This is a genomic window from Pacificimonas sp. ICDLI1SI03 (genome assembly GCF_054740865.1).
Map to the genome: position 1 here is coordinate 751,705 of NZ_JBSQAU010000001.1, position 23,520 is coordinate 775,224.

Genomic DNA, 23,520 nt, shown 5'->3' on the forward strand with positions numbered 1-23,520 from the left:
CATGCCGCTCGATATTCTTGTGATCGACGATGAGAAGGACATTCGTGAACTCGTCTCCGGCGTACTGGAAGACGAGGGGTATGAGGCCCGAAGCGCCGCTAATAGCGATGCGGCCCTCGCCGCCATCACCGAGCGCAAACCCTCTTTGATCGTCCTCGATGTCTGGCTGCAGGGGTCGAAACTGGACGGCATCGAATTGCTGGACGAAATCAAACAGCGGGACGCAACTATCCCCGTTGTCGTGATTTCCGGGCACGGCAATATCGAAACCGCGGTCGCAGCGATAAAGCGCGGCGCCTATGACTTCATAGAAAAGCCGTTTCAGGCCGATCATCTGTTATTGACGGTTGCCCGAGCGACGGAAGCGGAGCGCCTGCGCCGTGAGAATCAGGAACTTCGGGAGCGGGCAGGGGTCGACAATGAATTGACGGGCAACAGTCCGGCGATTGCCAATGTCCGTGCCACACTGAAGCGCGTGGCGCCAACAGGCAGTCGCGTCTTGATCGACGGGCCACCGGGGTCCGGTAAGGAGGTGGTGGCACGCCTTTTGCACGCGGGGTCGAGCCGCGCCAGGGGAGCCTTCGTAACCGTATCTTCCGCGCGGCTGCATCCCGATAGGGTAGAAGAGGCATTGTTCGGCGTGGAAGATGCCGCCGCCGCTACGCGCGTAGGCCTGTTCGAGCAGGCGCACGGGGGGACATTGTTCCTGGACGAGGTGGCTGATATGCCATTGCCAACGCAAGGAAAAATCCTGAGGGTATTAACCGATCAGGTGTTCACGCGTGTGAAGGGAACATCACCTGTGGCGGTGGACGTGCGCGTGATTGCGTCAACGTCGCGCACCCTGAGTACCGAGATTGCCGAAGGTCGCTTTCGCGAGGATCTCTATTACCGCATCGCAGTGGTGCCGCTCAGTCTGCCCTCTCTCGAGGAACGGCGGGAAGATATCGTTCCGCTCGCCGAGCACTTCCTGGCCCGCTATGCGGCGGAGCGAAATGTCCCCACGCCAAAACTGGGCGAGGACGCTGCCGCATCGCTGCAAGGTTATGACTGGCCGGGCAATGTGCGTCAGCTGCGAAACGTGATCGAGCGGGTGATGATCCTGACGCCGCCCGAACAATTGAAAACGATCGGCGTTGCGAGCTTGCCGTCGGAGATTGTCAGCGGGCCTGCTGAAATCGTACCTGGCGAGTCAAACCGCGCCATTATGGGGGCGCCTCTCCGGGAGGCTCGTGAAGCTTTTGAACGGGAGTATCTGCGCGTGCAGGTCAGGCGTTTTTCAGGCAATATCAGTCGCACGGCTACGTTTGTGGGAATGGAGCGGTCGGCGCTCCATCGGAAATTAAAGGCTCTGGACCTGAGCGAGGCTGCAAGCGAAGAAAGAAAAGAATAAACTGTTTCGAGCGATCTCCACGCTTCCAATGCTGCGGTGCAGCGCTAGGGTAGGGGGTTCAAATTCATGCCAAACAGGAGTGGCCGCATGGCAGAAAAGTCGAATAATCTTCAGGATACCTTCCTCAACGCCATCCGGAAGGCGAAGATGCCGGTCACGATGTTCCTGGTCAACGGCGTGAAGTTGCAAGGGAACGTTACCTGGTTCGACAATTTTTGCGTCCTGCTGCGGCGGGAAGGGCAATCTCAGCTTGTCTACAAACATGCCATTTCGACCGTTATGCCGTCGGGCCCTGTCCAATTATTCGAAGAAGAGGACGTTGATGGCGAGTGACCGCTGCCTACTTCTGGTGCTGTTGGTCGAACCAATGAACGGATTGGCCAATTAGCACCATCACGGAAGAGGTCGCGGGCCGCGCCTATGGCGCGCGTACGCTCGTCATTTTGCCCGACCTTAGCCGCGCCGCGAACCCGCGGGAGCCTCTTGCGCGACTGGAAGAGGCGGTAAATCTTTCATCCGCCATCGCACTTGAGGTGGTGGACAGCGACGTGGTGCGCGTACGCGCGCCGAAACCTGCCACATTGTTCGGCAGTGGTCAGGTAGAGGCGCTGAAGGAACGCGCAGCCAGCAAGGATGTCGAGCTGATCGTTGTGGACGGATCGCTCAGCCCGCTGCAGCAGCGTAATCTGGAGAGGGAGACCGGTATAAAGGTGATCGACCGCACCGGTCTTATTCTCGAGATTTTTGGTGAGCGGGCGGCGACGCATGAAGGCCGGCTGCAGGTGGAACTTGCGCATCTGGAGTACCAGGCAAGTCGGCTCGTTCGGTCCTGGACCCACCTGGAGCGGCAGCGCGGAGGCTTTGGCTTTCTGGGCGGCCCGGGCGAAACGCAGATCGAAACGGACCGCCGCCTGATCCGCGACCGCATGGCACGCATCCGCCGCGAATTGGAACAGGTTACACGAACCCGCACATTGCATCGGGAACGGCGGCAGAAGGCGCCCTTTCCGATCGTCGCGCTCGTGGGCTACACCAATGCAGGGAAATCGACCCTGTTCAATCGTTTAACGGGCGCGGACGTCATGGCGGAGGATCTGCTGTTCGCGACGCTGGATCCCACCATGCGAGCCGTCGAACTGCCCGGCATCGACAAGGTCATCATGTCGGACACGGTGGGCTTTATCTCGGATTTGCCGACCCAGCTCGTGGCTGCCTTTCGTGCCACGCTTGAGGAGGTGCTGGAGGCGGACGTGATTGTCCACGTACGCGACGCCTCGCACCCCGACTCCGCAGCGCAAGCTGAAGATGTGTACGCCGTACTGACCGAGCTCGGCATTGAAAGAAGCGGCGATGTTCCGATCATGGAGGTGCTTAACAAGATCGACCTGATCGACGATGAACTTGCCTTACCAGATGACGAGTTGCACGTTCCCTTGTCAGCGGTAACGGGTGAGGGCATTGAAGCATTTCGCGAGCGCCTGGCAGCCATTCTTCTCGCTGCGTCCAAGATATATGAAATTTCGGTCCCGGTTACCGATGGCGAGAGAATGGCGTGGCTGGAGGCGCATGGCCGCGTGCTTGATCGGACGCTGAAAGGTGAAACGATGCTGATGTCGGTACGTCTTGGCGAGCGCGAATATGCACGGTTTCATGCGCTTTAGGACCATTCGCCGCTGACCGACCATGCTAGCGCTCGCCGGTCCGGTGTTTTTCGGCTTGCTTTGCCTCGGCCCATAGGGCGTCCAGGTCGTCGAGCGACATCGCCTTCAGCGGTGTCGCAGCCTGTGTTTCGACATAGCGGAAACGTTTTTCAAAACGGTCATTCGCTTCCCGCAAGGCAACTTCCGGATCGATTTTCATATGCCTTATCAGGTTCACGGCGGAAAAAAGCAGGTCACCGGCTTCATGCCGACGTTCGGCATCGCTACCGGCATCTTCCAGTTCGGTCAGTTCCTCCAATATTTTCTCGCGCGGACCGCTAGTATCGGGCCAGTCGAAACCTTGTCGTGACGCACGTTTTTGAAGTTTTTCGGCCCGCATTAATGCGGGTAGGGCGCGCGTCACCCCCTCCAGGGCGCTGGCACTGCCACGTTCTGCGGCCTTCATATCTTCCCATGCCTGGGTTTGCGACGCTGCATCTTTGACCTCAGCACCGAAGACGTGTGGATGACGCGCGACCATCTTATCCGCGATGCCCGTGACGACCTCCGCCAGATCGAAGGCGCCTTCTTCTTCCGCCATTCGGGAATGATAGATTACCTGGAGCAAAAGGTCGCCGAGTTCGCCGCGCAACTCGTCACGATCCCCAGTGTCGATTGCGTCGGCGACCTCGTACGCTTCCTCGATCGTATAGGGTGCGATGGTTTTGAAATTCTGCTCAAGATCCCAGGGGCATCCTGTATCCGGATCGCGCAAAGCAGCCATGATTTCGCGCAGGCGCACGATCTCCGTTTGTAATTTTTGTTCACGTGTCATCTTTCACCCTCGACGATAGCCATAGGCCACCAATTCATGTCACAAGGGGCAGGTGCAGGCCAGCGGTTCGGATGCCCAGGCACAACCGTATCTTTGGTCGATAATATATATTATGTTAAATTATGGGAGAGATTGAATGGATGATGAAGCGCTCGTGCCGGTACCTGCCGCTGCCCGTTCGGCGACGAATTGCACCGACACAGACTATAAGAGCCTTCATAAGCAATCGTTGAGCGATCCTGAGGCCTTTTGGCTGGAACAGGCACGCCGCTTGGATTGGATGAAGTCCCCGACGGTTGCCGGCAATTGGCGCTTTGCACCCAAGGTCGACATCAAATGGTTCGAGGACGGCGAACTGAACGCGTGCTGGAATGCGGTCGATCGACACGCGCTTGCCACACCCGACAAGACTGCCATCATCTTCGAACCCGACGATCCCGCAGCCGACGTTCGCCGGATCAGCTATGCTGAGATGAAGTCAGAGGTGGCGAAGTTCGCCAATATTCTCTTGTCCATGGGCGTCACGCGCGGTGATCGCATCACCATATATATGCCCATGGTGCCAGAGGCTGTTATGGCGATGCTGGCATGCGCTCGTATCGGAGCCGTCCACAGTGTTGTATTTGGCGGGTTTTCACCTGAGGCTTTGCGGGGTCGCATAGAGGATTGCGACAGTCGCTTTGTGATCACCGCCGATGCCGGCAAACGCGGTGGAAAATCTATTCCGCTCAAGGCAAATGTCGATGCCGCACTCGCGGGCGGCCGCCGTGTCGACGGTGTACTGGTCGTCCGGGTCACCGGCGATGATGTCGATATGGCTGCGGACCGGGATCAGTGGTTTCACGAGATGCTGGCGACCGTTGATGACGATTGCCCCTGCGCCCCGATGAATGCTGAGGATCCTCTGTTCATTCTTTACACATCGGGTTCGACAGGTCGGCCCAAGGGCGTTGTGCATACCACCGGCGGCTACATGGTGTGGACCGCGATGACCTTTGCGGTCGCATTCGATCAGCGTGAGGAGGATTTGTTCTTCTGCACGGCAGACGTGGGATGGATCACGGGACACAGCTATGTCGCCTATGGTCCGATGGCGAATGGCGCAACGCAGCTGATTTTCGAAGGCGTTCCGAATTGGCCCGATGAGAGCCGGTTCTGGCAAATCGTCGAGAAGCATAAAGTGTCGATTCTCTATACTGCCCCGACCGCAATTCGCGCGTTGATGCGAGAGGGTGATGGACCGGTGACGAAATATGACCGTTCGTCGCTGCGCGTTCTTGGCACCGTAGGAGAGCCAATCAATCCAGAGGCCTGGCGGTGGTATCATCGCGTGGTGGGTGAAGAACGCATTCCGGTCGTCGACACCTGGTGGCAGACGGAAACTGGCGGCATCATGCTGACCACCCTGCCCGGCGCCCACGATATGAAGCCCGGATGGGCGGGCCTGCCCATGTTCGGCGTGCAGCCGCTGCTGGTCGATAATGATGGTGCAGAACTGGCAGGCGAAGCGGAGGGGAATTTATGCATCGCCACAAGCTGGCCCGGCCAGGCGCGAAGCGTTTATGGCGACCATGCGCGCTTTCACCAGACCTATTTCTCTACATATGAGGGTCTTTATTTCACGGGCGACGGCGCGAAGCGGGACGCAAATGGATATTACCGCATCACCGGCCGTGTCGACGACGTGATCAATGTCAGCGGGCACCGTATGGGCACCGCGGAGGTTGAAAGTGCACTTGTCCTGCACTCCGATGTCGCAGAGGCAGCCGTCGTGGGCTATCCCCATGATATAAAGGGACAAGGTATCTATTGTTACGTTACACCCAATTCCGGGGTCGATATGTCGCCAGAGCTGGAGGCTGAACTGCGTCAGCATGTTCGAAAGGAGATTGGGCCTGTTGCCACCCCCGACCATATTCATCTGACGCCGGCGCTGCCAAAAACCCGCTCTGGAAAGATCATGCGGCGGATCCTGCGAAAGATTGCCGAGGGTGATACGTCGAGCCTTGGCGATACCTCGACCCTGGCCGACCCGGCTGTGGTGGATACATTGATCGAGGGTCGCCGCGGTTAGGGACCGATGCCGCTGACGTCGAAACGGATGCCCCTTAACAATCCGGTTCGGGGGCGTCCTTCCGCGTGGCGGTCGAGGCGAATTCGGCGGGCGTCAAGGTGCGACTGGAATCACAGTCCGAATTGTCGAAGCGCTCCCTCTGCTTCACGGAATATTCCGTAAAATCAATGTGTCCGTCACCATTCTCGTCCATTTTGTCAAAGCTTCGCTGGCGGGAATGGAGATACTCCTCTTTCGCCACGACGCCGTCCTTGTCTCGATCATTGCGATTGAACCGGCGTTGTTCGCGCAATGCCGGGTCCGCCTTTGGCGCGGGCGGAGGCGAAACCATGGGCTCGCAAGCCGGTGTGGGGGGGCATGAGTCCTGCGTCACCGCCGCCACCTGACCCGGGACATCCGTCATGGGGGGCGGCGGTGGAACACCGACCGGATCGGGTTGCCGCAGCCAAGCGATGACGGCGGTCGCCACCAATATTGCGATCAGCAGCAGCAGTGCCGCGCGTTTCCACCCCTTCATGTGAAGCGCCCCAATTAATTATGGCCGGTGATGATGTGCCATGTCATGGCCAGTTGACGCCGCAAGAGCGAACGCTCCTTCATTCTGTCTGCTATGCGAAGAGCGGTCATGGATCTCAACAGGCGGCCGTGCCCCAGGGTCGCGGCCGCCGCCCGTTCGCGCGCCGCAACCACTGCATCCGCGTCGCCATGTTCCACGCGATCCATATGAGCGTCCGCAAGGGCCGCCCAGTCTTGAAGCGCATCCGCGGGTATGCGGTCCTGGATCGCGCCCAGTAGCGGTTCCCCCCGCACAGCTTGGTGCCCAAGACCAGCGATCGCGTCGCGCCACCATGCCAATTTGATCAACGCGGGATGGACTTCGCCTCCGGCTGCTTGGACCGAGAGCAGGCGCAGGTCATACATATGCAAGACCGCAATCTGGCTGCGCAGCGGCGCGGGCAGGAACAAGGTCGCGAAATAACGCGCCGGCGCCTCGGCGCGCAATTGGTCCAGCATTGCGTCACCAGAAGATGCCGTTTTGTCGTTAACCAATTGCCTTAACCCTGTTCATGAAGCGCTCCTTAGCCTTGTTCGCGTAACGCTGCGGCGAAATGGGTGCAATTGCCGTCTTTATGGGTCCGGGCGGCACACCGGGGCAACAGGACGAAACATGAACCGAAAGACGGCGAGGCCTGCGGGATCAACGGGGATATTGCGCCGTCTGGCCCGCGATGAGGCCGGCAATGCACTCGTCATCGTCACGGCGGCGGTTTTTCCGCTGCTGGGGGCCATCGGTGGCGGCATAGACCTGACCCGGGGTTATATGGCGGAGGCCAGGCTCGCGCAAACCTGCGATGCTGCCGCACTTGCCGGACGAAAAGTCATGGAGGGCGACGACGTTCCCGTCATGGGAGGCGATGATGACGGCTCCCGCGAGATCGATAATTTCGTTGATTTCAACTTTCAGGACGGCCTTTTCAACTCTGAAACTGTAAATTGGGAAGCCTCGCTCGACGACACGTCTGGCGAGCTATCCCTGACGTTGCGTACCTCTATCCCGACAACCATGATGAGAGTCGTGGGCGTCGAAAATCTGCCGATTTCTCTAAGCTGTTCGTCTGTGCGCTCAGGAGGCAATGTAGATGTCGTCCTCGTGCTGGATACTACAGGTTCCATGCAATGGGATCTCGACCGCTCATACGGTTCTAATAATGAACGCATTAACGAGCTGAAGCGGGCAGCGAAGCGATTTGTTTCCATTATGGGAACACTGAGGGATCAATTAAACAAAGCAGGATTACGCGTAAGAGTTGGCATTGTGCCATACAGTCAAACAGTTAATATTGGTCACCAACTAATGGATGAAAATGTTGAATATGTCGAGCAGACAAATTCTCATTACTACTCCTTAGAATACACCCCAAGAAAATGCGATTATTGGAATTATTACTGCTCGAGCGGAAATCGAAATTATGATCAGCAGTGGCGCCGCGTCAATCCCCGTTTTGGCAAACAGACGTTCGATCTGACAAATTTTATTGCGCGGGGACGGGACGGTTCGATCGGACCTTACGATTGGAAGGGATGCGTCGAAATGCGGACGACGATCCAAAGTATCGATGCTGGGGACCCCTACGGCTCTATTCCCGCCGGTGCTTGGGACATTATCGACGAGGCTCCCGGCAATGGAGTGCCGAAATGGCAACCTTATCTTGTCACGCCAAATTCTATTTCTTCTCAGGCGACGTACACATGGCCAAATTCTGGTGATCCGCTGAGAAACGATCCGGTCTTCGGCGTATATACCGACGACACGAATTTGGATCGCCGAATTGTTTATACGGTGCGAGATAATCGCACAGGACCCCAACCCGGTGTCCTTAACGAAGGCTATTATAACGCGTCTTACTATCCGGCTGCCTCTACGGATCCGAAAAGACCGGGACCCAATAGCGGTTGTCCCTCGCCCGTCGAATTGCTGGACGAGCATCCTCAGTCCCATTTGGAAGCTGCGATTGATACGCTGGTGCCGGCAGGCGGCACCTATCACAATATCGGCATGTATTGGGGCATAGCGCTTCTTTCGAACGAAGCGCCGTTCACAAATACTGATACCTGGCCTGTGGGCGGCGCCGGGGGTCGACCGGGCCGACCCGTTGCCAAATACCTCATATTCATGACCGATGGTACGATGGACACCTCAGGCCATTCTTACTCAGCTTACGGCATCGAATTCGCATCAGATTATCGAAATCATGTTCGGCCAGACACCGGCTCCAGCACCGGGAACCAACATCGCGCCCGTTTTCGTATGCTTTGCGAATATGCGAAGCAGCAGGGGATCCAGGTGCATACTGTAGCCTTTACTAGAGACGTGGGAGACACGGACGAAGAAGCATTGCGCAAGTGCGCCAGCAGCACCGACGATTATTATCAGGCAGACAGCGGGCGGGCTGGTGAACTGGAAGAGGTTTTTGAGAAGATCGGCCGCAACATCGGCTATTTGCGGGTGTCTCAGTGAAGCCGCTTCTGCGCCGCGCCCGTGGCGATCAGAATGGCAGTTATCTGATCGAATTCGCAATTCTTGTCCTGCCCATGATGACGTTCATACTGGGCGCCATCGAAATCGGGTATTTTTCTTATGCAAAAGCCCGTGTGGAGGGGACTTTGCGAGAGGTTTCGCGATTGTCGGCAACAGGTTATTTTATCACCGACGAAGTCACAAGCGATAGTGACGACGATATGGAAGGCGGTCAGGAAAATGATGAGGCACCGCCCGCCTCCCTGAAGTTAATCTCTGACTATATCGCTGCGGAGTTGCAGGGGATTCCGGGGGCGGATTTCGACGTGGATGTACGATCTTACCAAGACTTTCAGGATATCGAAAATCCCGAGCCCATCACGCGGGACGCCGAGCCGCTGGGCGGGGAACCAGGCGACGGCGACTGTTTTGTCGATGTTGACGGCGACGGCGAATGGACACGTGATATCCAGGGAATCGAGGGTGTCGGCGGTGCCGAGGACATCGTCTATTTTGGACTGCAGGTGAAATATCCGCCCCTGTTCAGCCTCTCACGGACATTCACGGGCGACTATCTGGTCATCGACCTGAATGCCGGCGTGAAGAACGAGCCGTTCGCCAACGCCGCCCAATATGCAAGGTCAGAGATATGCATTTCAGACCATTGACGCTCCGGTCCAGGCGAAAGATCCGGAAGGCCGCTGCCGATGATGGCGGCGTTGCATTCATGGAGTTCGCGCTCGCCCTGCCCTTTCTGTGCGTGACCTTCCTTGGTGGCTTGGAACTTGTGAATTTGGCGATTGCGCATCAACAAATTTCCCGGGTCGCGACATCCACTGCGGATCTTGCTGCCCGCTTCCGCTCCTCTATCGATGAAACCGATGTGGAGACGCTGTTTCTGGGTTCGCGTTTGGCGCTAAGGCTGGCGGATTTTGATACCAGAGGACGAATTATCCTCTCATCGGTCACCGCGAACCAACCGATTCCAAGCGGTACGGGCGGTGACCCCGTGCCTAACGGCCACGTCATTCGTTGGCAGCGTTGCGAAGGCAATTACAACAGCACCAGCAGCATCGGCGGCGAAGGCGATGGCCTCTATACGGACGGAACGCCCTGGAACGAGATCCCCACCGTCGATGGGATGGAGGTGCTATGGCCGAATACGGTCATGTTTGCGGAAGTGACCTATCAGTATGAGCCTATTTTCGGAACGGGCGGTTCGCTGATGCAATCCATTTCCTCTTTATTCGAAACGCGCGAAATCAAATATCGCGCCGCCTTCATCGCGCGCGAACTGTCGCTGCAAACGATTACGAACACCACGGAAATTCCCGATGGCGAGTTGTCGCGCTGCCCCTGGACCGGTGATGAGGATTCGCCGCCGGGCGACGGCGGGGGTCCCAATGCCGGGACACCAGACGGTGAACAGGTCGAGGTGCCGGGCGGCGGCGGCCCGGGGGCCTAGGCTGCCGCCCTGCCCCCTCTATCTGGTCAGCTTGCGATAGGTCATTGCGCTTGGCCGGTCTGCGGCCTCTCCCAGACGGCGGCGCTTGTCCTCCTCATAGGCCTCGAAGTTTCCTTCGAACCATTCGACATGGCTGTCGCCTTCAAAGGCGAGAATATGCGTTGCAAGCCGGTCGAGGAAAAAACGATCATGCGAGATCACCACCGCGCAACCGGCGAAGTTTTCCAGCGCCGTTTCAAGCGCGCGCAGGGTTTCGACGTCAAGATCGTTGGTCGGCTCGTCAAGCAGCAGAACGTTGCCGCCCTTTTTCAGCATTTTGGCGATGTGAACACGGTTGCGCTCACCGCCCGATAATTGCCCTACGACCTTTTGCTGGTCGGAGCCCTTGAAATTGAAGGCGCCGACATAAGCCCGGGTTGAAATGCTCTGCTTACCGAATTCGAAATGGTCCATCCCGTCGGAGACTTCTTCCCACACGTTCTTCGACGCATCGAGATGATCCCGGCTCTGGTCGACATAGCCCAGATGAACGGTGTCGCCGATCTCGATCTTACCCGAATCGGGCTCTTCCTGACCGGTGATCAGTTTGAACAGGGTCGATTTACCGGCACCATTGGGGCCAATAACGCCGACGATGCCGCCGCGGGGCAGAATGAAGTTCAGATCCTCGAACAGCAGCTTGTCGCCATAGGCTTTGGTGAGACCCTTGGCTTCGATCACCTTGCCGCCCAGTCGTTCGGGATTCTGGATCAGAATTTCCGCGGATCCGACCTTGCGGTCCTCCTGCGTGGCTACGAGATCATCGAATCGCTGGATGCGGGCCTTTGATTTTGATTGCCTGCCCTTGGCGGATTTCTTGATCCACTCCAGCTCGTCGCGGATGGCCTTTTGCTTGCCCTCGTCCTCGCGGCTTTCCTGCTCCAGGCGCTTCGCCTTCTTTTCCAGATAGCCGGAATAGTTCGCTTCGTAGGTGTAATAACGGCCGCGATCCAGCTCCAGCACCCAACCGACGACATTATCTAGGAAATAGCGATCATGGGTGACGAGGATGACATTGCCCTGATAGTCGACGAGATGCTTTTCGAGCCACGCGACGCTTTCGGCGTCCAAATGGTTGGTCGGCTCATCAAGCAACAGAATGTCGGGCTTCTGCAGAAGCAGCCGACACAGCGCCACGCGCCGCTTTTCACCGCCGGACAGATTGACGACGCTGCTGTCCGCGGGTGGACAGCGCAACGCCTCCATCGCGATATTCAGCGTTGTATCGAGGTTCCAGCCATCTGCGGCATCGATTTCTTCCTGCAGCTGGCCCATTTCCGCCATCAGTGCGTCGAAATCGGCATCTGGCGGCGGGTCGCCCATCAAGGTGGTGATTTCATTGAAACGAGCGATTTTATCGGCAACGCCGCCAATGCCGTCCATGACGTTCTCTTTGACGGTCTTCGATTCGTCCAGTTGCGGTTCCTGTTCCAGATAGCCGACCGAGACGTTCTCGCCTGCCCAGGCCTCTCCTTGGAAATCCTTGTCCCGACCCGCCATGATCTTCATCAGGGTGGACTTACCCGTACCGTTGGGGCCAACGATCGCGATCTTCGTCCCCGGATAGAATTGTAGCGTCAGGTTGGAAAACACTGGCTTTGGCTGACCTGGATAGGTTTTGGTCAGCTCTTTCATGACAAAGGAATATTGGCCTGCGCTCACGGGGCTCAGCTCCAGAAATCTAGGTGAAATTATTGGACCGCAGATAGGGGACGCTGCCGCCCCGCACAAGGCATCCGAATCTTTCCTTATATCGCCCTGCGTAATGAATCTTGCATGAACGGACAGCAATGGTAATGGGGGAATTGCGGTAGGGGCGGCGAACGCGCCAATCCATCCGAGTTGCTCTGCCGAGGGAGGCGATTTGAAGGCGTTTTTACCCACCGTTTCCAAATGGTCCTGGCGCCCCAATCCATTACCCTTCCGCAACGAACCCGACCGGAAGCCGGAACATCACACCATATCTATCCGTTCGGCTACCGAATAACCCAAAGGAGAGTACCCATGAAGAAGTTTGCAATCGCATTTGCTGGTGTCAGCGCTCTTACGCTCGCAGCTTGCGGCCCCCAGGACGCCGCTGAGGACCTTCAGGAGCAGCAGCTGGAATCGCAGGAAGATATCCTGGAAGAAGAAGCTGATCTTGCTGACGAACTCGGCAACGAAGCTGAGGCCGACCAGCTCGACGCTGAAGCCGATGCAATGGGCGAAATGGCTGACGAAGTCGACGGCAACCTGGTCGACGACAGCGGCATGACCGAAGGTGCCACGGGCGACACGCTCGACGATGGCATGGTCGACGATACCGCCGAAGAGATGTAATCTCTCGGATTATCGTATTGAGAAAGGGCGTCCCGGCAACGGGGCGCCCTTTTTTTTGACATTCGTCTGTTGCTGCTCGGAACACGAGTAGGTCCCGAAAAAAAAGAGGTCGGACACGACCGTCGAGCGACGACCGTGTCCGACCCCACGGTAAGAGTTACCTTATTTGCTGAGGCGGCGATGCTGCCGTGCGCCCAGGATCAGGGCACCGAGGCCTAGAAGCGAGAGGACGCCCGGCTCCGGAACTTCGCCGATAAGGCCGATTGAAAAACTGTCGCCGGCAACGAAATTCGAAATATCGATGCCAAAGTTCATGCCGCCAAATCCGACGTCGCCGAGTTCGACGCCGGCCGGCTCGCCACCTTCGCCGAACATAATGTCGATTCGCTCGTCGCCAGCAGCGCCCAGCACGGTTTCACCAAGTGAGAAGAAAGGGATAACTGATCCTACAGCGCTGAACGTCGTGCCGTCCAGGATCAGGGTGAATGACTTGAGGTTCTCGAAAAAATTCCCATTCGTCATGACGCCATTGAAGTCGAGGCTGGATCCGAGATCCTCGGCTTCGAGCGTGACATCGAGAATGACCGATGCCGCGCGTCCGGCAAACGCCGAGAAATCCACGTCGGCAGCAAGAACGCCGGGGCCGCTGAATGACGTGTCGACCGAATTTCCGTTGGTCGTCGCGTTGATGATGAGTGCGTTTGCCGGGCTGGCAAGGGTCGTCAGCGCAGCCATGGAGGCCGCAGCGAGGAGGAGGTTTTTCATTTCATGATCCTTGTTGATGCTGATGAATGTGAAAAGATCGCGGCGTAGCGTGTTGGCGCCACGCCGCGACAGGGACGGGCACGTGATGCCAAACCCGTTACAGCGTACCGCGCTGCCAAGGGCCGGAGATCGCAAAGGTAATGCCCGGGGTTTGCGTGTTGGCGAAGAGGATGCGGCCCGTCGGATCGAAGCAAGCGCCCGCCCATTCTATGTTACGGTAATCGCCCTCGCTGATCAGCGAGGTGGACTTGCCGGCCTTCGCGATATCGCTGTTCGACAGCTGGATATTGTTCTTTGCGAAGGGATAGGCCTGCCCGTTGGGAAGAAGGCCGAGCAGACGCTCGCCGAAGCCGAATTCGTCTTCGACGCCGCCGCCATCTTCGCACAGCAGGACGCCGCCGCGCGGGCTGACGGTGATGTTGTCAGGGTTGTTGCCTGCTACCTTTGCCTGCGATGCATAGATGCATTCCAGGCGTTCCGAGCGTGGATCGTAAACCCATACTGCACCTTCGCCCTGACCGGGGCGCCCGCTGCCGTTCAGACCCGCGCTTGTGTCGACAAAGTACATAAGGCCGTCCGGACCGGTCCATGCACCCTCACCGCGGCTCATGACGAGGCCGCCCTTTTCATAGCCCTGTGCAAAAGGACCGGATGCGCCGCCGGAATAGCTGATGCTACCCTCGCTAACGCTGACATTCGCGGGATCCGCGTCCGGCTCGTCGATCTCGACCCACTCCAGTTCGTATGAGTCGCCCAGGTTTGGAGCAATCAGCAGCTTGCCGTTTTCGCCGACTACCTTCGCCATGAAGAGCTTGCCGCCCTGCTCAAGGCTGCCGATCCGGCCCGACGTGTTCGTAGGCTCGAATTTATACAGGCCAGCAAAGTTACGATTGTCCTCGGTTTCATAGACGAAGCCGGTAATCGGATCGACTGCGACCGCTTCATGCGACAAGCGGCCCATTTCGATGATCGGGTTGCCGCTGGTCTGGTTGGGGTCCGCCGCAACTTCGAAAACATAGCCATGCTTGATGCCGCCATTTGAATTGACGTCGAGCGTCTCTTCACAGCTGAGCCAGCTGCCCCAGGGGGTCAAACCGCCTGCACAGTTGCGGATCGTGCCGCCGAGCGATGGCTGCGTTTCGATGTACCGGCCAGTTGCTGATACAACGACGTTCGAGTTGCCACCAGAGTTCGGAACTGAGGAGCCGCCTCTCACATTCGTATCGTACGTGCCCGGAGCATCAAGCAACCCAAATTCCCGGACGGCGCCCAACTCGTGGTTGCGAATCAGAATCAGCCGTTGATTGCGACCCCTGCCGATGGCGACGCAGCCCATGCCGTCATGCCCCGGGAAGACCGGCTGGCCATTGGTCATCATGTCACCGCGCCAGCTCATCGTGCGATAAGTGAAGTCACGCGGCAGCTTGAGAAGGGGGAGGCCCGTTTCCAGGTCCAGCGTCGGAAATAGTGGGCCGTAAGGGCTGGCACCAAGTGTGCCGGCGGCCGACGCATTCTGCGCGAACAACATGCTGAGCGGTGCGGCAAGCATTGCCGTTGCGGCAAGGCCGCCCGTGCCCTTCAGCAGGCCACGCCGTCCGATTGAAAACGATTCTGTTGTCATAACCCGGTCCCTTTGCTTGGTTAATTTCCAAGAAGGGATATGCTCGCGAACCGTGACTCTACCGGGTTAGAATTCTTAATTTTTCGTAAATTACATTGGTGGGTTTTGCGACAGCGAGTCTTGTCAGTGTCATAAATGGCGTACGGCCAAATCGACTAGGACGCGGTCCCCCATGTGCGGTTTACGACACGCACCCTGCCCTTCGTCACCTCAAACAGTATGTTCGCTTCGCTGACAAATCCTGCATCGTCGATCATCATGTTGATGGAGAACAGGTCGCTTTTCACGTCCACGCTTTCGCTCGCCCCGCGTGGAAGGGCCAGCGCCGAAAGCGTGGGTTCATCCCAGAACGCATCCGTACTTTCCCATCCCGCTTCCGGTCGCGCGCTAATCGCGCGACGTGCCTGCTGCAGGGTCAACTGTCCGGGAGCCAGCATCGCCAGCAAAGGCGCCTCCTCTTCTTGCAGAGTATTGACGTTGATGCGAACCATGTCGTTCGAAGGCAAAGCGCAAAGGTGGGGTCGCAGACGCGACAGCCTTTCGACCGTCATTCCTTTAACCGCTGCCAATTCGCCCGGGTCGGCTAGCAGCGTGTTGGCCGTTCGATGGCTGTCCTCACCATCCTTGTATATTTCATCCTCGCCACCGCCTGCCTGGGGCACCATGTCACTGTCGATGAAATCGGTGATAGAAAAAGCCAGATCGCGCGCATTCTGTTCGTCAATACCGACCGCACGGGCCAGCCCGATAAAATGCTCAAGACCAAGGGGATCGATGATGCGGCGGCCGCCCTGCTCCGGCCCCACGAGTGCATTTATATTGAAGCAATGAGAGCCATCGGAAAGCTGCAGGACGACATTCCCGTCCTCTGTCGGCACGGGAATCGGCGTATCCGCCCATCCTCCCGCAAGGGTAAGGCGGTCCGGATATTGTTCCCGCAGCGCCATCAGGCGCCGACCGGCAACATGTTCCATCGCGCGAACATGATGGCGGGCCTGCATCGCACTGCGACCATTATTGGCCATCGCGACAGACCGGTTCATGATTTCCAGTGAGGCGGCCGTCACCGTTCCCATCACCGCGACGAGCAGAAGAACCGTGATCAGCGCCATACCACGTTCGCGGTGAGAGCGCTCGGTCACCCTTGCTTCCACGGTGCGCGGTCGCATGAAAATGTCTCCGTTGGAACGATAGGTGCTGCAGGAAGCATTGCGCCACTTAGGCGTGCTCCATGTCACTTTCTTGACGTTTTTCTGGCAGTTTCCCCTCTGCATCAATTGGCGCTGGCGCCGGCGAACGCGTTCGTTAAGTTTCCAATCATGCCCATGCACTTCCTGTCCCGCCTGTCGCAACGCGAACGGCGAATGCTGATCTTCGGCATGCCGCTCATGCTGCTGATCCTGGCTATGATGCTATTTTCGGGCGCTGAGGATGAAGGGTCGCCCAGCGACGCCGCACCAGCGCTTCAGGCGTCGGCTCCGCAACCCTCGCCGCCCGCCCCCGCCCCCGTCGCGGCCTCTACCCAGGCGCCTTCGGCACCACAAAGCTCGCAGGCGTGGCCCAGCGATATCGTTCTGAAGGGAATTTCAGCACGGCCGGGCGGAGGCGCGATATTCGTCTCCATCGCCGATGACAGGCAACGTCGCATAAGGATCGGACGCCAGATCGTACCCGGTTGGACGTTGACCGAGGTTGCACGGCGCTCCGCGACCATCACCGGCACGTCAGGCGAAACCCGTGAACTGAGCCTTCAAAAGCCGAACGAGTCCACTCCCGTCCGCCGAACCGCGCCCGACACAACCGAAACTGCTGAGATTGAGGGACGAGAATCCGTACTGACTGCGATGAACGTGAATATGGAAGAAGACGAGGAGAACGGTATGCGTGGCTATCGCCTGAAAAGCGTGCCAGCCATTCTACAGCCTTTTGGACTGCGCGCGGGGGATCTCGTGGTGAAATTCCAGGATGAGCCATTTGACGGTCCCGGACGGTTACAGGACCTTGCTGGCGATATTGCGGCTGGGCAACGCGGAACGCTTGTTTATCTGCGTGACGGAAAACAGCAGACGCTCACGATCCCCTAAGGACTCGCGTCTGGCTGGGGCGGCAGGAATCGTAGCCATGGACGAAACTTATATATTATTATCATATTCATAGAAATTACTGACTCTTAGTGAAACGTGTGCTACAAATTGTGCTACAAGGTTTGCTACAGAGGCTTCATGCTAGACAGATATCTTACTAAACGAGCTAAATCCCCTTTTTGGCAATTGCGCGTGCCGGTTCCGTCTGATGTTCAGGAGCGGTTCGGCAGGAAAGAGGTAACAAAATCCCTGCGCGAAAAAGACAAAGACAAAGCTGCTCGCAAGGCGTTTGCCATTTTAACCGGGTTAACTGACGAGTGGGCGCGTTTACGATTTGAGGCCCATGATCAAACGCAAACACCAGCGCTAGTGCTAAGAAGGCAACCTTCTGAACATGCTCGACAGGCTGCAATTGGCGAGGCTTTTGAGAAAATCAACCGATCGATTAGACGCAAAAGGATTGAAGATCCTAGTCAAAAAGGCTCCGGCGTTGCGAATGGAAAAAGACTGCAGCGTAAGTTGGTCCGAGCAATTGATTCCGGCGACCTAAAACCATTCGAGGATAGCGCAGAGAAATACTTAAAAAATAAAGGTTACGACGTCGACCGGAATAGTGGATGGTTTCCCGAATTTTCTAGCGACTTAGCTGAGGTGGTAATTGAAGCTCTTTCAATGAATGATCGACGTGATGAAGGCGATTTAAATGATGAACCGCGCAGCCGTGTGGTACGAGAGGCGACGCGGGTTGCTAAATTTAAGAACATTTCTTTTGATGATTTAGCACATATTTATATGACCCAGTGGAAAGCCGATAGCAGCTCGACGAAAAAAACCAATACGGAGCAACAGAAGAAAGCGACTTTTAATTTATTTAGTGGTTTCTGGAGAAATCAACCAATCCGCGAAGTTAGAATGGAAGACGCAGCTGCCTTTCGCGATATCTTAAAGAGACTCGACCCGCACTGGGCACGTTCGGCAGCATCAAAAAAAATGGATTGGGAAAGCCTGTGCCAATGTTACGGAGATCATGAAACTGGCCTTTCAGATGCCACTATGAATCGGCACTTAGCTACCCTCCAATCACTATGGGCGTGGGCACAAAGAAGAGGACACTGCGAAGGAAACAATCGGTTCGAAGGTTTTCACAAGAAACTGCGTCCCGGCGTGAATGTTCAGCCGTACCTAGCTTGGGAAAGCCACGAGCTGCACCAGCTTCTTAACCCGCCCCCGCGCCGGACGGACCTTTATGAGCTAATCCTTGTGGGAATGTTTTCCGGCATGAGGATCGATGAGATAGCGTCGCTGAAATGGCACCAACTTCGTATCTCCGAAACTCGGAACGGCGCAATTTTGTACTTCCAAATTGAGGATGCAAAATCACCTGCGGGTGTGCGTCAAGTGCCGATTCATAGTTCCCTGTCTTGGTTGACTGAAAGGAAGCGCGGTCCGGACACGCAGCGAATTTGGAATAAATTCAATGAGGAGGGGCCTGGAAAAAAGCCAGGTGCTGACGCTGGGCGAGAGTTTTCGAGATTTAAGGCTAGCCGTGGGTTCTCTTCTCGCGCAAAATGTTTTCATTCCTTTCGGAAGAACGTTACGCGGATCATTGAGCAGTCTGGCGTGCCTGAAAATGAGTGGACTCAGGTCTTAGGCCATGAGCGGGGGTTTACATACTCTGTATATAACCCAGATGGAATTACGCTTCACCGGAAGAAGGAGTTAATCGAGCTAATTTCTTATCCTGATGTGACAATTGCGGAACCGTATGCCGGTTCAGCGCGCGACGATTAGTGCGAGAGGAAGGGACAAAGATATCTTCTCGGCGAACTATGTCGAATTCTGAGTTCGCAGCAAGGCGAATGAGGATGTGCGCTGATGGTGGTAGCGTTGATACGACCGTCACGGTGATGAGCGCGAGTTATCGCGTGCAGACCCCATTTAAGCTACATATTTGGACATCTAAGCTACTACCTGCAAATATCTGGGAACATGCCGCGCCGGCCCAAAGTGGGCATCAAATTTCTGAACCTATAAGCGCCGCAATGTTGGACGATTTAGTCCCCTTTGGAGATCGAAAAGGCTAAAAGCTGCTGTTTACGACGATGGGCGCCAGCGTCAGCAACGCACCCCAATGTCGGTCATTGGGCCGCACGCTTTGTCGGCCCGATAGCGGACTTCAGTTTGCTTGACCCGGATGGCCTCGCTTAAGCTCAGCGACTACCGACATGGGAGGTGGCCCCAGCAATCAAATCGTCGCCCAAACAGGCATGCGCTTCGGTGGTTAGCGGACGTCAGGTTGGTCTGGAATTCTATGCAGCCCGTCCCATGTATAGCCAGTTATTTGCCAATTGGTACGAAGGTGATGGGTGAGCGAAGACAGAGACTATGTTTCTGATACTCATGCGGCCTTGGCCACCGATGAGCTACTGTCTCATTTGGCAGAAGTCCCTTATGGTGAAGTCGAAAATGTCGCATCCGCTCTTGTAAGCCTTGTCCAAGATGGTGAGTTGGGCTTCACGACCGAGTTCGCGAGCACTCTTTCTGGGCTGACCCGAGCAACGTCCCGTCGGATTGAACAGATTTTGGCAGTCGTGTTGCCGCAGATTGATTGTGAGCCCTCCGTGGTATTGGACATAAGTCATGCGTTGATAGATCTGTGCGAACAGCCGGGATCAGAGCACACAGCCATTTCGATGTTCGAGAAATGGTTAAGGGCTCATGATGCCAAAAGCGCAGAAGTCCTCGGCGCTTTGGAATCCGACTCGCGTGATAGCCCACTCCTGCTAGGCACTTTGCTGGCGTTCGCCAAAGTGGACGCTGATAAAGCGGTGAGCCGAGCTGTTGCAATCTGCGATGACCCGCGTCCTGTCATGCGCCGCCACGCAGCAATGGCGCTGGGCTATATGGAGCTGACCGGCGAACATCTGCAATCGGCCAATGACTTTCTTGTGAAGCGTTCTGGCCCTGCATCTCTGGGAATCGATCGTGTGAATGCGATCAGCGCTATCCATCGGCGTTTGCAGAGCATCGAAGACCCCAAGGATGAACCCCAGCAATTGTTTGAGGCTTTACAAGCAGCGTGCGACAACCCGCCGCCTGCGGTCCTGAACGAGCTTGTCCATGGGTTGATACTCGACAAGATCAAGCACCCCACCTCTCTCAAAGAGAGCATCTTTGCCCTCATGCCCAATGTCTTGGCGGATCAGCCGCAAACTATCGATCTGATCGATATGGTACTCTACGGGCTTGATCTTGATACTGAGCGTGACTTGGTGTTGCGCGTCATCAAGGGGATGCTGACCGGTGGCCCCCGGGCCATCGGAATTGATGCACTTGACTCGACGAAGCACAAGTTGGCAGCGGAACCTTCGACTATTCTTGGCTGGTATATCGTCGAGCTTTTGCTTGATGGGCGCCAAACTTTAGGCGAAGCGGCTTCGAGAGTTTTCCCCCCGCTCGATGTAAATCTATATCCCTTAGATCTAGATCCGCATGACCTTTCAGAGGATGAGGTCTTCTATCTCGTTCGGAAAGTCTTTGCGTATTTGATGCTTGATCGCGGTCCAGCGGTCTCCTTGCTCGCGGCGTGCCTAAAACTTCTTTCAGGAGGGGCGCTCAAGGCAATGGAGGATGAGATCGCATCATTCTGGCTTGGGAATTACCCCGGCGACATCGCCTTGTTCGAGAGTGTGCTCGACACGTCACCGGAATTGAAGCCGTCAGTGAAGCGGCTCAAGGAGGCGAGAGATACGTACCTGAAAGGCCTGTCTGAGGGTCGAGGCAATGATGCCTTCAAACCGTCACCACCTGAGCGTCAAGCCCAATGGGATCGTAAGCGCAAAGAGCAGCATCAGATCGCAAAGCAAGCCCACAAATCGTCGATCTTCCTTTCTTTGATCCAGACCAAGACGATGCTCTATGGGCGGGGTGCAGTTTCCTATGTCTATGGGCCTGGGGCGGATGAACCGACCAGGCATGAAATGCTCTATCAATCACACGAGACGTCGACTCCCATTCCCCGGATGGAGGTACATTGTCCTGAGAGATTGGCCTTTCTGCGATATCGATTCAGATTGGAGGAAAGGCCTCAATGAAGGCCCTTCTCAAGCAATACCTAACGTCGCTCAAGGAACGCGCTGAGCTGGATGTCATTCTGCCCGACATCCTGAGCGAAGTCGGATTCAACGTGATCTCTCGTCCCAAGAGAGGGACGAAGCAATATGGCGTCGATGTTGCCGCTATCGGCACTTGGCCAAAGACCGGTGGCAAGGCGCTTTTCCTGCTTTCAATTAAATCGGGTGATCTGAAGCGCACAGATTGGGATGTCGGCCAGCAGGCACTGCGCCCGTCTCTCAACGAAATACTTGATTACTACATCCCGAAACACATTCCGAAACGCTACCAGGACCTCCCGGTCGTTATCGCCATGTGTTTTGGCGGCGATATCCATGAGGATATTCGTCCTACGGTCGATAGCTTTGTCGACAAGCACACCGTTGCCCAGCAGATCGAATTCGAGGAGTGGAACGGAGATTACCTTGCGGACCTGATCGCAACGGGGCTCTTGCGTGAGAAGATTTTCCCGGACGAAGTTCAGTCGAATTTTCGCAAGGCAGTCGCATTTGTGGATGAACCCCAAGTTTGCCTCACACATTTCTATGGCGTCATTGCCGAGCTAGCTTATCAGGATTTCAAGACAAAGGCCGCCCGCCTATCTGCGGTTCGCCAAATTTACCTCGCAGCGTGGACTATCTTTGTTTGGTGCCGCGATGTGAAGAACTTGGAAGCAGCCTACCTTTGCAGTGAGCTCGCGGTGCTTTGGACATGGCATTTGACTCGCGATCAGTTTCGGAAGCGGTCTAAGGTCGCAACGGAGTTAGAGAGCGCGGTCAACAAGATCATTCAGCTCCAGCGGAGTATTGGCGCGGCTTACCTCGAAGAGCACGTTTATCCTCTAACTGAGGCCAGAGATGCTCTTGCATCCTCAGTGCCATCCTCGTCGCCGCTGGATGTTAATCTGAAGCTCTTCGATGCAATGGGAAGAGTGGCGCTGCACGGATTCTGGATATTGCTGACGCGAAATCGACTTCCAGAAGATACCGCTGATGAGGTCCTTCAACAGTTCAATGCGGAGATAGAGCGAGTTGAGCGAACGCTCATCAATATGGTTGAGAACAACCCTGTCTATTTCACGCCGATCAAAGATGACCACGCGATCGAAATCATGCTGGCATGCCTGTTTCTTGCTCAACAGGGTCGCCACGATTTCATCCATAAGTGGGTCGAACAGATCACTTACGCGACGATCATGGCATACCGGCGTGGCGGGTATTATCCATGCACTTTGCAGGAATACGCCGACTTTGCGGAGCACCCGCAGCCATCCGAAGAGTACCGAAGAGAAGTGACCGCCGGTTCAATCCTCTATCCTACCCTTGCAATCTGGTTGGCGATTGTGCGCCACGAGCAAGCCCTCAGCGACCTTGCTGATTTCAGTGCTAAAAACATGGAGCATTGTACATTTCAGCTTTGGCTTCCTGACGCCGCGACCGAAGAACACCTATACCGGAACTCCGCGCGGCATGGCGTTGGCCTGGATGGCTTCGATCTCGAAAATGGGTCTGAGAAGGTGATCGAGCTGATGGAGAAAGAAATCCAAGCGAGTCAGGCATTTTACGAGCTGTCAGCATCGCGAACCAACCTTTGGCCGGTCATCATGATGGCATGCCGGCAGTACCGTCTTCCATTGCCCCCGCACTTTTGGACTCTGGGTCCGGCTCAGTTGGATCAAGGCGATTAGGCCTAGGATCTGCTAACTGAGGCGCATCTGATGGTGTCGGTCTTTCGATAGACTGTGCGTGCCGGGGCGGAGCGACGATCAGGGTGGTGAGCCGAACGGCAGCTATCGCCACTGAACCCCCGAAAGCCGGACAGTCTCCTTCCGGCCCATGAGCTGCTGGTCGGGTTTCAGGAAGAGCTGCCAGGCGGCAATGCGCCCCAATCCCGGCCATTCACGCTTCTCCGTCGCGTTCCTAAAAGCGGACATCAATTTAGCCCGCGCGTCCTGCGGAGGAGCCAACATACCGCTCACTGCCCAAAATCTGCCGATCAGCGGCTTAGAGACACTAAATTTCGATGTCGGCACTACATGCGCCATTCTAGCACAGCGTCGTTCCTCATGGCTGACCGGCATTCCGTTCTCAGGGAAGGAGGATCGAGCAGCCCAGAGTGTCTCCAATAGTGCATTCACTTCTTGTCGGACTTGG

Annotated in this window: 18 protein-coding genes and 1 pseudogene; 12 read left to right on the forward strand and 7 right to left on the reverse strand. The window is 56.5% G+C overall.

Translation table 11 applies throughout. The features are described 5' to 3' along the window. The first annotated feature begins 1 nt into the window (after window position 1). The 3 genes and pseudogenes from ntrX to hflX all read left to right on the forward strand — a co-directional run bounded on the left by ntrX (window position 2) and on the right by hflX (window position 3,054). Window positions 2–1,393, forward strand: a complete 1,392-nt coding sequence (gene ntrX / locus ACSMXM_RS03610) for a nitrogen assimilation response regulator NtrX (protein ID WP_460314024.1) — start codon at window positions 2–4, stop codon at window positions 1,391–1,393. A gap of 87 nt (window positions 1,394–1,480) precedes the next feature. After that, a pseudogene (hfq, locus tag ACSMXM_RS03615) lies at window positions 1,481–1,702 on the forward strand (RNA chaperone Hfq); the annotation flags it as partial. Window positions 1,703–1,836: 134 nt separating this feature from the next. Then, window positions 1,837–3,054 (forward strand): GTPase HflX, encoded by a 1,218-nt coding sequence (gene hflX, locus ACSMXM_RS03620; protein WP_460314026.1) that lies wholly within the window; start codon window positions 1,837–1,839, stop codon window positions 3,052–3,054. A 25-nt stretch (window positions 3,055–3,079) separates the two neighbouring features. Here the strand turns inward: hflX and mazG are convergent, their stop codons facing one another. Next, complete coding sequence (mazG, locus tag ACSMXM_RS03625; protein ID WP_460314028.1) at window positions 3,080–3,868, reverse strand: nucleoside triphosphate pyrophosphohydrolase; 789 nt, start codon at window positions 3,866–3,868, stop codon at window positions 3,080–3,082. Window positions 3,869–4,004: 136 nt separating this feature from the next. Here mazG and acs point away from each other — a divergent pair, with 136 nt between their 5' ends. Next, on the forward strand, window positions 4,005–5,942 hold the full coding sequence (gene acs, locus ACSMXM_RS03630; protein WP_460314030.1) for an acetate--CoA ligase: 1,938 nt from the start codon (window positions 4,005–4,007) through the stop codon (window positions 5,940–5,942). A gap of 34 nt (window positions 5,943–5,976) precedes the next feature. On the opposite strand, the gene ACSMXM_RS03635 is transcribed toward acs, so the two are convergent. Together ACSMXM_RS03635 and ACSMXM_RS03640 are read right to left on the reverse strand one after the other, a co-directional pair. Beyond that, complete coding sequence (locus tag ACSMXM_RS03635) at window positions 5,977–6,459, reverse strand: histidine kinase (protein ID WP_460314031.1); 483 nt, start codon at window positions 6,457–6,459, stop codon at window positions 5,977–5,979. A 14-nt stretch (window positions 6,460–6,473) separates the two neighbouring features. Further along, window positions 6,474–6,992, reverse strand: coding sequence for a squalene/phytoene synthase family protein (locus ACSMXM_RS03640; protein WP_460314033.1), 519 nt, complete (start codon window positions 6,990–6,992; stop codon window positions 6,474–6,476). 118 nt (window positions 6,993–7,110) lie between these two features. On the opposite strand from ACSMXM_RS03640, the gene ACSMXM_RS03645 reads away from it, so the two are divergent. From ACSMXM_RS03645 to ACSMXM_RS03655, 3 genes are read left to right on the forward strand one after another with little or no spacing between them, the layout of a single operon-like run. Continuing rightward, window positions 7,111–8,961, forward strand: a complete 1,851-nt coding sequence (locus ACSMXM_RS03645; RefSeq protein WP_460314035.1) for a pilus assembly protein TadG-related protein — start codon at window positions 7,111–7,113, stop codon at window positions 8,959–8,961. After that, window positions 8,958–9,629 carry a TadE/TadG family type IV pilus assembly protein gene (locus ACSMXM_RS03650; RefSeq protein ID WP_460314036.1) on the forward strand — a complete coding sequence of 224 codons (672 nt, stop codon included), beginning with the start codon at window positions 8,958–8,960 and terminating at the stop codon, window positions 9,627–9,629. Before ACSMXM_RS03645 ends, ACSMXM_RS03650 begins: the two co-directional genes overlap by 4 nt. Beyond that, complete coding sequence (locus ACSMXM_RS03655) at window positions 9,611–10,426, forward strand: TadE/TadG family type IV pilus assembly protein (RefSeq protein WP_460314038.1); 816 nt, start codon at window positions 9,611–9,613, stop codon at window positions 10,424–10,426. Before ACSMXM_RS03650 ends, ACSMXM_RS03655 begins: the two co-directional genes overlap by 19 nt. 18 nt (window positions 10,427–10,444) lie before the next feature. Here ACSMXM_RS03655 and ettA read toward each other — a convergent pair whose 3' ends face one another. Continuing rightward, entirely contained in the window at window positions 10,445–12,127 is a 1,683-nt protein-coding gene (ettA, locus tag ACSMXM_RS03660; protein WP_460314040.1) for an energy-dependent translational throttle protein EttA, read from the reverse strand. Between the two features lie 342 nt (window positions 12,128–12,469). Between ettA and ACSMXM_RS03665 the strand changes: the two genes are divergently transcribed. After that, the gene (locus ACSMXM_RS03665) at window positions 12,470–12,784 is read left to right on the forward strand and encodes a hypothetical protein (protein ID WP_460314042.1); all 315 of its coding nucleotides are present in this window, start codon (window positions 12,470–12,472) and stop codon (window positions 12,782–12,784) included. 162 nt (window positions 12,785–12,946) lie between these two features. On the opposite strand, the gene ACSMXM_RS03670 is transcribed toward ACSMXM_RS03665, so the two are convergent. The 3 genes from ACSMXM_RS03670 to gspK form a co-directional block, all read right to left on the reverse strand. Continuing rightward, window positions 12,947–13,549: a PEP-CTERM sorting domain-containing protein gene (locus tag ACSMXM_RS03670; protein ID WP_460314044.1), complete on the reverse strand. Its 603-nt coding sequence runs from the start codon at window positions 13,547–13,549 to the stop codon at window positions 12,947–12,949. A 97-nt stretch (window positions 13,550–13,646) separates the two neighbouring features. Further along, window positions 13,647–15,170 (reverse strand): PhoX family protein, encoded by a 1,524-nt coding sequence (locus ACSMXM_RS03675; RefSeq protein ID WP_460314046.1) that lies wholly within the window; start codon window positions 15,168–15,170, stop codon window positions 13,647–13,649. A 155-nt stretch (window positions 15,171–15,325) separates the two neighbouring features. Continuing rightward, window positions 15,326–16,339, reverse strand: a complete 1,014-nt coding sequence (gspK, locus tag ACSMXM_RS03680; protein ID WP_460314047.1) for a type II secretion system minor pseudopilin GspK — start codon at window positions 16,337–16,339, stop codon at window positions 15,326–15,328. 150 nt (window positions 16,340–16,489) lie between these two features. Here gspK and ACSMXM_RS03685 point away from each other — a divergent pair, with 150 nt between their 5' ends. From ACSMXM_RS03685 to ACSMXM_RS03700, 4 genes are all read left to right on the forward strand, one after another. Then, window positions 16,490–17,254, forward strand: a complete 765-nt coding sequence (locus tag ACSMXM_RS03685) for a hypothetical protein (RefSeq protein ID WP_460314049.1) — start codon at window positions 16,490–16,492, stop codon at window positions 17,252–17,254. A 138-nt stretch (window positions 17,255–17,392) separates the two neighbouring features. After that, on the forward strand, window positions 17,393–19,045 hold the full coding sequence (locus ACSMXM_RS03690) for a DUF6538 domain-containing protein (RefSeq protein ID WP_460314051.1): 1,653 nt from the start codon (window positions 17,393–17,395) through the stop codon (window positions 19,043–19,045). A 575-nt stretch (window positions 19,046–19,620) separates the two neighbouring features. Beyond that, on the forward strand, window positions 19,621–21,348 hold the full coding sequence (locus tag ACSMXM_RS03695) for a hypothetical protein (RefSeq protein ID WP_460314053.1): 1,728 nt from the start codon (window positions 19,621–19,623) through the stop codon (window positions 21,346–21,348). Continuing rightward, window positions 21,345–23,054 (forward strand): hypothetical protein, encoded by a 1,710-nt coding sequence (locus ACSMXM_RS03700; protein ID WP_460314055.1) that lies wholly within the window; start codon window positions 21,345–21,347, stop codon window positions 23,052–23,054. Before ACSMXM_RS03695 ends, ACSMXM_RS03700 begins: the two co-directional genes overlap by 4 nt. The last annotated feature ends 466 nt before the right edge of the window (window positions 23,055–23,520 follow it).